14 protein-coding genes are annotated in these 11,874 nt (G+C 70.3%); 4 read left to right on the top strand and 10 right to left on the bottom strand.

Annotation, left to right across the window (positions count from 1 at the left end; all coding sequences use genetic code 11):
- Window positions 1-149: 149 nt before the first annotated feature.
- From ACFWGZ_RS33590 to infC, 5 genes are all read right to left on the bottom strand, one after another.
- A complete protein-coding gene (locus ACFWGZ_RS33590) occupies window positions 150-1,034 on the bottom strand; it encodes a S41 family peptidase (protein ID WP_382455610.1) in 885 nt (294 codons plus the stop codon).
- Window positions 1,035-1,070: 36 nt separating this feature from the next.
- Window positions 1,071-1,910, bottom strand: coding sequence for a TrmH family RNA methyltransferase (locus ACFWGZ_RS33585; protein ID WP_382455611.1), 840 nt, complete (start codon window positions 1,908-1,910; stop codon window positions 1,071-1,073).
- Window positions 1,907-2,296, bottom strand: coding sequence for a 50S ribosomal protein L20 (rplT, locus tag ACFWGZ_RS33580; RefSeq protein WP_382417494.1), 390 nt, complete (start codon window positions 2,294-2,296; stop codon window positions 1,907-1,909). Before rplT ends, ACFWGZ_RS33585 begins: the two co-directional genes overlap by 4 nt.
- Window positions 2,297-2,375: 79 nt before the next feature.
- Window positions 2,376-2,570 (bottom strand): 50S ribosomal protein L35, encoded by a 195-nt coding sequence (gene rpmI / locus ACFWGZ_RS33575; RefSeq protein WP_089950337.1) that lies wholly within the window; start codon window positions 2,568-2,570, stop codon window positions 2,376-2,378.
- A 49-nt stretch (window positions 2,571-2,619) separates the two neighbouring features.
- Window positions 2,620-3,231 (bottom strand): translation initiation factor IF-3, encoded by a 612-nt coding sequence (gene infC, locus ACFWGZ_RS33570; protein WP_382455609.1) that lies wholly within the window; start codon window positions 3,229-3,231, stop codon window positions 2,620-2,622.
- 288 nt (window positions 3,232-3,519) lie between these two features.
- On the opposite strand from infC, the gene ACFWGZ_RS33565 reads away from it, so the two are divergent.
- Window positions 3,520-3,861, top strand: a complete 342-nt coding sequence (locus tag ACFWGZ_RS33565) for a DUF1844 domain-containing protein (RefSeq protein WP_382455608.1) — start codon at window positions 3,520-3,522, stop codon at window positions 3,859-3,861.
- Here ACFWGZ_RS33565 and ACFWGZ_RS33560 read toward each other — a convergent pair.
- The 5 genes from ACFWGZ_RS33560 to ACFWGZ_RS33540 form a co-directional block, all read right to left on the bottom strand.
- Window positions 3,855-4,493: a hypothetical protein gene (locus ACFWGZ_RS33560; RefSeq protein WP_382455607.1), complete on the bottom strand. Its 639-nt coding sequence runs from the start codon at window positions 4,491-4,493 to the stop codon at window positions 3,855-3,857. The genes ACFWGZ_RS33565 and ACFWGZ_RS33560 overlap by 7 nt on opposite strands.
- Window positions 4,490-5,080 (bottom strand): hypothetical protein, encoded by a 591-nt coding sequence (locus ACFWGZ_RS33555; protein ID WP_382455606.1) that lies wholly within the window; start codon window positions 5,078-5,080, stop codon window positions 4,490-4,492. Before ACFWGZ_RS33555 ends, ACFWGZ_RS33560 begins: the two co-directional genes overlap by 4 nt.
- Window positions 5,081-5,156: 76 nt before the next feature.
- Window positions 5,157-5,537, bottom strand: a complete 381-nt coding sequence (locus ACFWGZ_RS33550; protein WP_189159655.1) for a RidA family protein — start codon at window positions 5,535-5,537, stop codon at window positions 5,157-5,159.
- An 11-nt stretch (window positions 5,538-5,548) separates the two neighbouring features.
- A complete protein-coding gene (locus tag ACFWGZ_RS33545) occupies window positions 5,549-6,295 on the bottom strand; it encodes an IclR family transcriptional regulator (RefSeq protein WP_382455605.1) in 747 nt (248 codons plus the stop codon).
- Window positions 6,296-7,261 carry a sugar kinase gene (locus tag ACFWGZ_RS33540; protein WP_382455604.1) on the bottom strand — a complete coding sequence of 322 codons (966 nt, stop codon included), beginning with the start codon at window positions 7,259-7,261 and terminating at the stop codon, window positions 6,296-6,298. It lies immediately after the preceding gene.
- 85 nt (window positions 7,262-7,346) lie between these two features.
- On the opposite strand from ACFWGZ_RS33540, the gene ACFWGZ_RS33535 reads away from it, so the two are divergent.
- The 3 genes from ACFWGZ_RS33535 to ACFWGZ_RS33525 are packed head-to-tail and all read left to right on the top strand — an operon-like array spanning window position 7,347 to window position 11,639.
- Window positions 7,347-8,639, top strand: a complete 1,293-nt coding sequence (locus tag ACFWGZ_RS33535) for an amino acid deaminase (protein ID WP_382455603.1) — start codon at window positions 7,347-7,349, stop codon at window positions 8,637-8,639.
- Window positions 8,640-8,652: 13 nt separating this feature from the next.
- Window positions 8,653-10,236, top strand: a complete 1,584-nt coding sequence (locus tag ACFWGZ_RS33530) for an amidohydrolase family protein (protein WP_382455602.1) — start codon at window positions 8,653-8,655, stop codon at window positions 10,234-10,236.
- Entirely contained in the window at window positions 10,233-11,639 is a 1,407-nt protein-coding gene (locus ACFWGZ_RS33525; protein WP_382455601.1) for a GntP family permease, read from the top strand. The genes ACFWGZ_RS33530 and ACFWGZ_RS33525 overlap by 4 nt, the downstream gene beginning before the upstream one ends.
- The last annotated feature ends 235 nt before the right edge of the window (window positions 11,640-11,874 follow it).

Raw genomic sequence — 11,874 nt, 5'->3', positions numbered from 1 at the left:
CTCCTCAGGCGCGGCCAAACGCGTCGGCACTGCTCGTGACGGGACCACCCCACCAGGCGCGCTCGGTAAAAGCCAAAGCACAAGCCAAAGCCAAAGCCAAGACTGCTCGGCTTCGCCGTCGCTGCTCGCCTTCGGCCTCGCCGTGGTGGCTACTCGCTTGCCGTTGCCTTCTCGTAGGCGATCTCGAAGGCCTTGTCCGCCTCCGCCTCGATGTGCGGGACCACGCCCACGCCCTCCCAGTTCGTGCCCGAGATCGGGTTGATCGCCCGGCCGTTCGGGATCGACGACTTCAGGTGCGGGCCCACCCGGTAGCGGTCGCCCGGGTGGGCGCCGCCCCTCGTCGTTTCGCCGATCAGGGTGGCTCGGTTGTTCTGCTGGAGGTTGTAGCTCAGTTCCTCCGCGCCGGAGAAGGTGCGGGAGCTGGTGAGGACGTAGACCGGCTTCTTGCCGCCGAACTTCGGGCCCGGGACGTGGGGCAGGGTCCAGAACTGGTGGGTCGTGTCGTTCGGGCGGTTGTAGATGTCGTTGAGGTGCACCGGTTCGTCGAAGAGGTAGCTGCAGATCAGGGCTACCGTGTGGGGGTCGCCGCCGCCGTTGCCGCGCAGGTCGATGATCAGGGCCTTGGTGTGCGCCAGGAGGGTCATGGCCGCGGTGATGGCCGGGGTGGCGATTTCCGCGTCGTGCAGGCTGCTCAGTTCCAGGAGGCCGATGTTGCCCTCCAGGCGTTCGAGTTTGCGGATGCCGAAGGCGTCCTGCTCGGCTTGGCGCTGGTAGGCCACCGGGTCCCAGGCCGAGCCCCCGTCCGATTCCTCGACCTCCTCCTCGCTGTGCAGGAGGCGGAGGTGCTTGTCCCCGTTGACGCTCTGCAGGTCTTCGGTCACCTGCCGGGCGAACGCCTCGTCGTCGGACGCTGTGGCGTAGGCGCCTTCGGACAGGCGCTTCCGCAGCACCGTGGCGATCTCGTGGGCCGTGTCCGGGAAGACGTAGTAGGCGGCCAGCTGGGAGCAGAGGAGTTCGATCTCGGGTTCGCGCACGGGCGCACAGTAATCGTGCGCCCGGCGTCCGTCAGTTCAATTCCGCTGGTCTCGCGCGGAGGCGTAGAGGCAGACCGCGGCGGCGGTGGCCAGGTTCAGGCTTTCCGCCGCGCCGTAGAGGGGGACCTTCAGCGACGTGTCCAGTGTGGTCACCACGTCGTCCGGGAGGCCGTGGGCCTCGCTGCCGAACACCCACGCGGTGGGGCGGCTCAGGTCGCCGGTGGCCGAGGCTTGCACCAGGTCCTGCTCGGCGTGGCCGTCGGCTGCCACCAGGCGCAGGCCCGCGGTTCGGCAGGCCGTGAAGACCTCGTCGGCGTCTCGGGACCGCGCGATCGGCAGGTGGAAGAGCGAGCCCGTGGAGGCGCGCACGCACTTGCCGTTGTGGGGGTCGACCGTGTCGCCGGCGAAGATCACCGCGTCGGCTCCCGCGGCATCCGCCACTCGTGTGACGGTGCCCGCGTTGCCGGGATCGGAGACGCCGTAGAGCACCGCCACCAGACGCGGGGTGCCCTGCAGGGCGGTCTCCAGTGGTTGCGGGACCACGTCGCAGACCGCGATGAGGCCTTGGGGCGTCACGGTTTCCGACAGGGAGGCGGCCGCCTTGTCGTCGACCTCGCTGATCCGGACGCCCTGGTTCTCGGCGGTCTGGAGGAGGTCGGTGTTGCGGGCGGCGGCCGTGGCGGTGACGAAGAGCTCGTGCACCGCGCCGGACTTCCAGGCCAGCGCCTCGCGGACGGCCTGGGCTCCCTCGACGAGGAAGCGGCCGGCCTTGTCGCGGCCCTGGCGGCGCGTCAGGTGGCGAGCAGCAACGACCCGAGGCGTCCGTTCGGTGAACGGAGCTGCCTCGGGTCGGTGTGCTCGTGCGTGCTGGCTCAGGCCTTGTCCCCGGCCGGAGCGTTCACGTCGGCCGGGAGCGCGCCGCGCGCGATCTCGACGAGGGCCGTGAAGGCGGTGGCGTCGGTGACGGCGAGGTCCGCGAGGATCTTGCGGTCGACCTCGACGCCGCCCAGGCGCAGGCCCTGGATGAGGCGGTTGTACGTCATGCCGTTCGCGCGGGCAGCGGCGTTGATGCGCTGGATCCACAGCTTGCGGAAGTCGCCCTTGCGCGCACGGCGGTCGCGGTACGCGTAGTTGAGCGAGTGGAGCACCTGCTCCTTGGCCTTGCGGTACAGCCTCGAGCGCTGGCCGCGGTAGCCGCTGGCGAGCTCGAGGGTGGTACGGCGCTTCTTCTGGGCGTTCACAGCCCGCTTGACGCGTGCCACGGGTCCATCCTGTCGATCTCATGGGGGGTTCGGGGTCGGGGCCCGAACCCCCGAATTAGCTAGGGGGTGTCGAAGCGGGTCAGAGACCGAGCAGCTTCTTGATGCGCGGGGCGTCGTTGTCCGACACGACCGCGGTGCCGCTCATGCGACGCGTCACCTTGCTGGACTTCTTCTCCAGGATGTGGCGCTTGCCGGCCTTCTCCCGGAGGATCTTGCCGCTGCCGGTGACCTTGAAGCGCTTCGAGGTCCCGCTGTGCGTCTTGTTCTTCGGCATTTCCGTCCTCGTCTCGTGCTACCCACCGGGTCGGGGGCGGGCGTGCGTCCTACGCCTCTTCCGAAGCGGCGTCGTCCGCCTCGGGCGCGTCGTCGTCGTGCTTGACCACGCGCGGCTTGATGTTCTTGTGCGGCGCCAACACCATGATCATGTTGCGGCCGTCCTGCTTGGGGTTCGACTCGACGAAGCCCAGCTCCGCGACGTCCTCCGCCAGCTTCTGCAGAAGCCTGTAACCGAGCTCGGGGCGCGACTGCTCGCGACCGCGGAACATGATGGTCACCTTGACCTTGTTCCCGTGCGAGAGGAAGCGGGCCACGTGGCCCTTCTTCGTCTGGTAGTCGTGCGGGTCGATCTTCGGGCGGAGCTTCTGCTCCTTGATGACCGTCAGCTGCTGGTTCCGACGCGACTCGCGGGCCTTCTGCGCGGTCTCGTACTTGAACTTGCCGTAGTCCATGAGCTTGCAGACCGGCGGGCGAGCCTGAGCGGCGACCTCGACGAGGTCGAGATCCGCTTCCTGCGCGAGTCGGAGCGCGTCCTCGATGCGAACGATCCCGACCTGCTCACCATTCGGCCCGACCAGACGAACTTCCGGCACCCGAATGCGGTCGTTGATGCGCGGCTCGGTGCTGACGGGTGCACCGCGGTTCGAGGGACTTGTCATTCACGTCCTTTGAGACTCGTTTGCGCCAAAGACAAGAGCCCCGCCGTCGATGTCGACGACAGGGCCCGCTTCCGACCGATCACACACCTGCCTGCCCGAACGCCCGTGCGTCCTGACTGCCAGGGGGACCGGACCCGGCCACCTCAAGAAGCGGTGATCGCGGGTGGGAGCGGGGCTCCACTTGCCGCTCTCGCACTAACGAGAGCTGGTCGCGTCCGAAATAGTAGCAGACGCACTTGTCAACCCCCGAATCGCGGCCCCGTGCCGCCCGCTTGCTTGAATGGGCGCGTGACCGATCCGCTTGAAGACGACATCCGTGACCTGGGAGATGTCCCCAGCATCGAGGTGATCAGCCGCGCCGCCGTGATGCTGCTGTCCGCCTCCGCGGAACGCCTGGGCCTCGCCGACCCGGACCCCGACAACTCCCCGCGCCGCGACCTCGACGAGGCCCGCCGCCTGATCACGGGCCTTGCGGGCCTGGTGACGGCGACCTCGGAGTACCTCGGCCCGCACGCCGCCCCGCTGAAGGACGGCCTGCAGTCGGTCCAGCGGGCGTTCCGCGAGGCCTCCGCCGTGCCCGACGAGCCCGGCCAGGGCCCCGGCGAGAAGTACACCGGACCCGTCTACTGATCCGCCCTGACCACGACCGGTTCCCACGGCTCCGCCCTGATCTGGAAGACCGCGCTGGCCCGTTGCCCGGTCGCGGCCCGGAAGGTGATGGCGGAGCCGTTGCGGAGCGGCCCGACGTCGAGGTGCTCCCGCGGCGGCTCGTCGCCGTACTGGGACAGCCCGAGCACGCGTGAGCCCGGCACCACGGACACGGTGAGCTGTTCGATGACGGCGGGCCCGCCGAAGTAGCTGAGCCGGAACTCGTCCGGCGACGCCGGCGTGATCGCGAACGTCGGCATCCCGCGCCGCTGCCGTTCCGCGGCGAGGACCTCGGCCATCTCGTTGATCTGCACGGCCACCTGCTGGGCCTGCTGCACCGCCTCGTCCGCCAGCGCCCGCGCCGCCTGTGCGGCCTCCTCCGACTTGGCCGCGGCACCCCTGGCCTCGTCCACCGCGTTCTTGGCCTGCAGCGCACTGGACATGGCCTGCTCGACGGCCTTGCGCGCGGCCCGCGCCTCGTCCTGCGCCTTCTCGGCGGCGTCCTGCGCCTTGCCGGCCGCGTGCTGGGCGCTCCTGGCCTCGCGCGCCTGCCAGAGGGAGATGGCCGTGGCGCACATGGCCACCACGGCGGCGATCACGGCGATGACGGTCATGCCCGCACCCCCAGCGCCTTGAGCTGTCTGCGCGCCAGCTCGTCGATGACGTCGGTGTCGCCGGTCCGCCACGCCACCGCGGGGTCGCCGTCGAACTTGGCGAGCTGCCGCGGGCTGAGGCTGGTGAGCGCGCGCAGGGCGAGCAGGTCGGGCTTGTTGCGCAGCCTGGCGGTGTTGCCGGCCTTGCGCGCGTACCGGAGCCGCAGCGGCAGCCAGGTGATGAGCAGGAACAGCACCGGAACCACGACGAGCGCCGCCGCGAGCCAGAACGCGCTGTCCTCGACGACGCCGATCTGGGCGTTGCCCGCGTTGGTCAGCGTCTCGCCGGCCTTGGTGCCGTTGCCGAGCGCGCCCGCCAGGTCGCCACCCACGAGGGGAAGGCTCCTGGCCTTGGCGGCGGCGTTGGTGAAGACGTCGCGGATGTCGCCGCCCGCGTTGACCAGGCCGTCTCCCGGGGCCCGCAGCTCCAGGACCCAGTCGTGGACCGTGGTGGCCACCCAGATCCACAGCGCCACCCACGCCACGGCCAGGAGGTCGGCGATCAGCTGACGCGAGAACCTGCCCGGTCTGTCCGCGTACCACTTCATGCGCGGATCGTGTCACAACGGCGACGGCGGCCCGGCGTGCGGCAGAGCACCCCGGACCGCCGTTGCGACGAACGGATCAGTCGACGACGGCCAGCGCGTCGATCTCGACCAGCAGGCCGGCCGGCAGCCCGACGTAGACGGTCGTGCGCGCGGGCGCCGGGTCCGTCACGAACTCGCCGTAGACCTCGTTGAGCTCCGCGAAGTGCGCGGTGTCGGTGAGGTAGACGCGGATCATCACGACGTCGTCGATCGACGCGCCGCCGGCGGCGAGCACGGCGTGCAGGTTCGCGAACGTCTGACGGGTCTGCTCGGCGACGGTGGTGCCGACGATGTCGCCGGACTTCGGGTCGAACGCGACCTGGCCGGCCACCTGCAGGATGTTGCCCTTGCGCACACCCTGGGAGAAACGGGCCACCGGCTGCGGCGCGTCGGCGGTCTTGATCTCAACCTTGGACAACGGAAACTCCCTCATCTTGGAACATAACCGCATTCGACTGATGCAGCTTCGGCGGTGGCGAGCAGGTCGGGCAGGTGGGCGAGCAGGCCGTCGAAGTCGAGCAGCACCTTCGGCACGGACATCGAGACGGCCGCGAGCACCTCGCCGCGGGCGCCCTTGATCGGGGCGCCGATGCAGTGGATGAAGTCCTCGTGCTCGGAGTTGTCGACCGCGTACCCGGTGGCGCGCACGCGTTCCAGCTCGGCCAGGTACGCGGCCGGGCCGAGGATGGTGTTCTCGGTGAGCTTCGGGAACTCCATGCGCGCCAGCACCTTCTGCAGCGCGGGGGCGGGCAGGTCGGCCAGCAGGATCTTCGCCACGGCCGTGCAGTGCAGCGGCGCGCGGCGGCCGATGCGCGAGTACATGCGCATCTGGTGGCGCGACTCGTACTTGTCGATGTAGATCACCTCACCGTCCTCGTAGGACGCGAGGTGGACGGTGTGGCCGAGGCGGGCGTTGAGCTCGCGCAGCGCCGGTTCGGCGGCGCGGCGGACGTCGCGTTCCTCGAGGGCGCGGTTGGCGAGGTCGAACAGGGCCGTGCCGAGGCGGTAGTGGTGCACGCCGTCGCGCTGGACGAAGCGGTGCGACTCCAGCGTGCGCAGCAGCCGCAGCGTCGTCGACTTGTGGACGCCGATCACGCCGGACAGCTCGTCCAGCGTCTTCGGGCCCGTCGCGAGCTGGCTCACGAGCGTGAGCGCGCGGTCGAGGCTCTGGCTCATCTACACCTCCAGGCGGGCGGACGCCCAGGTCCGCGGGTCGGCGTGCAGGAGCGGGTCCGACACGTCGTCCGGCAAAGGATCTCCGACGTCCTCGGCGGTGAGCAAAGCGGAGGCGGCCTGCAGGTGCCCCGCGCGCAGCCGCACCGACGGCGCCGCCCCCGCCAGGGTGGCCGCGAGGAACCCGGCCGCGAACGCGTCGCCCGCGCCGACCGGTTCCACGACCTCGACCCGCAGCGCCGGCTCGAAGTGCGTCTCCCCGTCCTCGAGCAGCGTCGCCCCCTCCGCGCCCTGCTTCACCACGAGCGACGCCGGGCCGGGCAGCAGCGCGCGCAACCGCTGCGGATCACCGGTCCCCCACACGAGCTCCGCCTCGTCCGACCCGGCCAGCACGACGTCGGCCAGGTCGGCGAGCTCGCGGAGCACGCGCGGGTCGCGATCAGCCCACAGCGCGGGCCGCCAGTTCAGGTCGAACGAGATCTTGAACCCGTGCCGCGGGCGCCGCAGGAGTTCCTGCATCAGCGCGAGGCACGAGTCGGACAGGGCGGGCGTGATGCCGCTGACGTGCACCAGCGCCACGTCGCCGAGCCCGAGCAGGTCGATCATCTCGAGCCCCATGCCCGAGGCCGCCGAGCCGCGCCGGTAGTAGCGCACGGCGCTGCCCTGCGGGGACGCCTCCTTGACGTAGAGGCCGGTCGGGCGCGCCGGGTCGACCCGCACCCCCGACACGTCGACGCCGTACCCGCCCACGGTGTCGAGCACCGCCAGCCCGAACGAGTCGTCGCCGACCGCGCCGACCCAGGACGACCGGACGCCCAGGCGTGCGAGGTGGCAGGCCACGTTGGACTCGGCACCACCGACGGCGCGGTGCCAGGTGCGCACCAGATGCACAGGTCCGGGGTCAGCCGGAACCATCATCACCATGGTCTCGCCGAGGCACACGACACCGCCGACGTGTTCGAACCGCATGCGTGCTCCAGAGGTGTTCGTTGACGGCGGCGCACCCGAATGCTACACACTCCAGCATCACATCGCGCAATGGGAGTTGCAAAATATGCAACAACTGATAGAGATGGACCTGTCCGCCGTCGCCGAGATCCGTTCCGAACGGGTGAACTGGCGGTTCAAGGGCCTGCCGTCGAGCACGTTCGGGTCGACCGTCGGCGAGGTCGCCGACCGCGGCCTCGACCTGTTCGCCGACGAGTTCGTCGGACCGCTGGTCGTGCTGGACGCCGACGCACTGGACCACAACCTGACGACGATGGCGCGGTGGTGCGACAACCACGGCGTCAAGCTCGCGCCGCACGGCAAGACGACGATGGCGCCGCAGCTCTTCCAGCGGCAGGTCGAGCACGGGGTGTGGGGCATCACGGCCGCCAACGCCTCGCAGCTGCGCGTCTACCGCGCGTTCGGCGTCTCCCGCGTCCTGCTGGCGAACCAGCTGCTCGACCCGGCCGCGCTGCGCTGGCTGGTCGGCGAGTTGGACGCCGATCCGGGCTTCGAGTTCAGCTGCTGGGCCGACTCCGAGGCCGGTGTCGCGCTGATGACCGAGACGCTGCAGGAGCTGCAGCCCTCCCGGCCGGTCGACGTGCTCGTCGAGCTCGGCGCCCCCGGCGGGCGCACCGGCGCACGCGACCTGGAGACGGCGCTGGCCGTCGCGCGGGCGGTGGACCAGAGCCCGGTGCTGCGGCTGGCCGGCGCCGGCGGGTACGAGGGCGCGCTGGCGCACGACGCGTCGGAGTCGGCGAAGTCCGTCGTGGACGCCTACCTCGCCGACCTGCGCACGCTGGTGCTGCGGCTGGCCGAAGCCGGGATGTTCGACGAGCTCGACTCGGTGGTCGTCACCGCCGGCGGCAGCGCCTACTTCGACCAGGTCGCCGCGACGCTGTCGCAGCCGTGGCCGGTGCCGGTGACCCCGGTGCTGCGCAGCGGCGCGTACATCACGCACGACGACGGCTTCTACCGCGGCATCTCGCCGTTCTCCCGGATCGAGGGCGTGGAGCCGTTCCGCAGCGCCCTGCGCGCGTGGGCCCAGGTGACGTCACGGCCGCAGCGCGACCTGGCGCTGCTGACGATCGGCAAGCGCGACGCGTCGTTCGACGAGGGCCTGCCGGAACCGCAGCTGCTGCGCCGCCGCGACGGTGCGATCGCCCCGCTCGCCCAGGCGGAGATCACCGCGCTGAACGACCAGCACGCGTTCCTGAAGCTCGGCCCCGAGGCCACGGTGAGGGTCGGCGACTGGATCGGGCTGGGCCTGTCCCACCCGTGCACGGTGTTCGACAAGTGGCAGCTCATCCCGGTCGTGCGCGGCACGACCGTGGTCGACCTCATCCGCACCTACTTCTGATCGGAGCGCACCGATGGACGACGTCGTCCTGCGCGGACCGCTGATCGCCGACGGCACCGGCGCACCCGCCTACCGGGCTGATGTGTCGATCAAGGACGGCGTCATCGCCTCGATCGGCGAAGGTCTGAGCGCCACCAGGTCGATCGACGCCGGCGGCCTGGTGCTCGCACCGGGGTTCATCGACATGCACTCGCACTCCGACCTGCGCGTGCTCGCCGAACCGGACCACCTGGCGAAGGTCTCGCAGGGCGTCACGACCGAGGTGCTCGGCCAGGACGGCCTGTCGTACGCGCCCGTGGACGACGAGGTGCTCGCGACGCTGCGGGGCCAGCTCGCCGGGTGGAACGACGACCCGCCGGGCTTCGACTGGAACTGGCGCTCGGTCGGCGAGTACCTCGACCGGCTCGACCGAGGCATCGCGGTCAACGCCGCGTACCTGGTGCCGCAGGGCACGCTGCGGATGCTCGTGGTCGGCTGGGACGACCGGCCGCCCACCGAGTCCGAAATGGACAGGATGAGGACCGTTCTCGCGCAATCGCTTGCGGAGGGCGCGATGGGCATGTCGTCCGGGCTCACCTACACGCCCGGCATGTACGCGGGCACGTCCGAGCTCGTGCAGCTCTGCGAGGTCGTCGGGCAGCACGGCGGGTTCTACAGCCCGCACCACCGCAGCTACGGCGCGGGCGCGCTGGAGGCGTACGCCGAGATGGTGGACGTCACGACCCGCGCGGGCTGCGCGCTGCACCTGGCGCACGCGACGATGAACTTCCCGGTCAACAAGGGCAAGGCGCCCGAGCTGCTGACGCTGCTCGACGACGCGATCGCCCGGGGCGCGGACATCTCGCTCGACACCTACCCGTACCTGCCGGGCGCGACCTACCTGTCCGCGCTGCTGCCGTCGTGGGCGACGGAGGGCGGGCCGGAGAGGGCGCTGGCACGCTTGTCCGACGTGGACACCCGTGAGCGCATCCGCGCCGAGATCGAGGACACCGGCTCCGACGGGTGCCACGGCGTGCCGGTCGACTGGGACTCCATCGAGATCAACGGGGTCCGCAACGACCGCAACGCGCACCTCGTGGGCGCCAGCGTCCAGCAGTCGGCGTCCCGCCTCGGCCGTCCTCCCGCCGACCTGTACTTCGACGTGCTGGTCGACGAACGCCTGGGCACCTCCTGCCTCATGCACGTGGGCCACGAGGAGAACGTGCAGGCGATCATGAAGCATCCGGCGCACACGGGCGGCAGCGACGGCCTGCTCGTGGGCGACCGGCCGCACCCGCGCGCGTGGGGCACGTTCCCGCGCTACTTCGCGCGCTACGTCCGCGAGCTGGGCGTGCTGAGCCTGGAGGAGTGCGTCGAGCACCTCACCGGCCGCGCCGCCCGGCGTCTGCGGCTCACCGACCGGGGTCTGGTCCGCGAGGGCTACGCGGCCGACCTGGTGCTGTTCGACGCCGCGACGATCGCCGACACGGCGACGTTCGACGAGCCTCGGCAGCAGGCAGCCGGCATCCCGTTCGTCTTCTGCAACGGGGTGCCGGTGATCGACGACGGAACCGCCACCGGCGCTGTGCCAGGGCATTCACTCAGGAGCCGCCCGTGATCGACTGGTTGCAACACTCAACAGGGGGCTTGCTCACCCTCGCGGTAGTCAGCATCGCGGTGCTGCTGCTGCTGATCATCAAGTTCAAGGTCGAGCCGTTCATCGCGCTGATCGTCGTCGCCCTGCTGGTCGCCCTCCTCGCCGGCGTGCCGGTGGAGACGCTGGTCGGGTCAGCGCAGAAGGCCTCGGACTCGTTGCTGGAGAAGGGCTTCGGCTCCATCCTCGGCCACATCGCCGCGATCATCGGTCTCGGCACGCTGCTGGGCGCGATCCTCGAGGCGTCCGGCGGCGCGCAGGTGCTGATGGACAAGCTGATGAACGCGTTCGGCGAGAAGCGCGCGCCCGTCGCGATCGGCCTCGCCGGCCTGATCTTCGGCGTGCCGGTCTTCTTCGACATCGGCATCTTCGTCCTGGCGCCGCTGGTCTACGTGGCGGCCAAGCGCAGCGGCAAGTCGATCGTGCTGTTCGCCATGCCGTTGCTGGCCGGTCTCTCGGTCATGCACGCGTTCATGCCGCCCCACCCGGGACCGGTGGCGGCGGCCGGTCTGCTCAAGGTGTCGCTCGGCTGGATCATCATCATGGGTCTCGCGGTGGCGATCCCCGCGTGGTTCGTCGGCGGTGTCCTGTACTCCTACTGGATCGGCAAGCGCATCAACGTGCCGGTCCCGGAGGAGATGCTGGCCGCGGCCGAGGCGGCGCGGGCGGAGAACGGCAGCGGCGACGACCGCGAACCCCCTTCGCTGGGCCTGGTGCTCGCGATCATCGGCCTGCCGCTCGTGCTGATCCTCGCCGGCACGTTCGGCTCGATCCTGCTCACCAAGGGCTCGAAGCTGTACTCGGTGGCGACGTTCTTCGGAACGCCCGCGGTCGCGCTGACGATCTCGGTGCTGCTCGCGTTCTGGCTGCTGGGCTTCCGGCGCGGCATGACCAGGGAGAAGGTCGCGGAGCTGTCGGCGGCGTCCCTGAAGCCGGTCGCGATGATCCTGCTCGTGGTCGGTGCCGGTGGCTTCTTCGGCGCCGTGCTGGCCGCGACGGGCATCGGCAAGACGCTGGCGAACGAGCTGTCGGGCATCGGCCTGCCGGTGATCGCGCTGGCGTACGTGATCAGCTGCGTCATCCGCATCGCCCAGGGCTCGGCGACGGTCGCGATCGTGACGACCGCGGGCATCGTCGCCCCGGTGGTGGCGGACCTGAACTACTCGCAGCCGCAGCTCGCGCTGGTCGTCATGGCCATCGCGTCGGGCTCGATCATCGCCTCGCACGTCAACGACGGCGGGTTCTGGATCGTGTCCCGGTACTTCGGCCTGTCGGTGAAGGAGACGCTGCAGTCGTGGACCGTCCTCGAGACCATCCTCTCGGTGGTCGGTTTCGTGGTCGCGGCACTGATCAGCCTGGTCGTCTGATCCGACACAACCGAACAATTTCGAACGCTTGACATCGTTGTGACGTGCCCTGAGGATCGGCCCATTGTTCATTTGTGTTTGATGTGAACGGGGCCCGCATGAACAACCCGGAGGTCGTGCACCTGCACGACGACACCTCCAGCGTCGTCATCACCCTCCAGGGCACGGACCTCCCGGTCGTGACGCACTGGGGGCGAGCGCTCGGAGACGTCGACCAGGCCGCACTGCGCGGCCT

The organism is Lentzea sp. NPDC060358 (genome assembly GCF_042725365.1).
Lineage (GTDB): Bacteria > Actinomycetota > Actinomycetes > Mycobacteriales > Pseudonocardiaceae > Lentzea.
This window is presented reverse-complemented; position numbering and strand designations above follow the sequence as displayed.

Excerpts from the sequence above, each read along its gene's own strand:
- ACFWGZ_RS33560 (WP_382455607.1), bottom strand. The coding sequence starts at position 4,493 with ATGACCGTCATCGCCGTGATCGCCGCCGTGGTGGCCATGTGCGCCACG.
- ACFWGZ_RS33545 (WP_382455605.1), bottom strand. The coding sequence starts at position 6,295 with ATGAGCCAGAGCCTCGACCGCGCGCTCACGCTCGTGAGCCAGCTCGCG.
- rpmI (WP_089950337.1), bottom strand. The coding sequence starts at position 2,570 with ATGCCGAAGAACAAGACGCACAGCGGGACCTCGAAGCGCTTCAAGGTC.
- ACFWGZ_RS33530 (WP_382455602.1), top strand. The coding sequence starts at position 8,653 with ATGGACGACGTCGTCCTGCGCGGACCGCTGATCGCCGACGGCACCGGC.
- ACFWGZ_RS33535 (WP_382455603.1), top strand. The coding sequence starts at position 7,347 with ATGCAACAACTGATAGAGATGGACCTGTCCGCCGTCGCCGAGATCCGT.
- ACFWGZ_RS33555 (WP_382455606.1), bottom strand. The coding sequence starts at position 5,080 with ATGAAGTGGTACGCGGACAGACCGGGCAGGTTCTCGCGTCAGCTGATC.
- ACFWGZ_RS33540 (WP_382455604.1), bottom strand. The coding sequence starts at position 7,261 with ATGCGGTTCGAACACGTCGGCGGTGTCGTGTGCCTCGGCGAGACCATG.
- infC (WP_382455609.1), bottom strand. The coding sequence starts at position 3,231 with ATGACAAGTCCCTCGAACCGCGGTGCACCCGTCAGCACCGAGCCGCGC.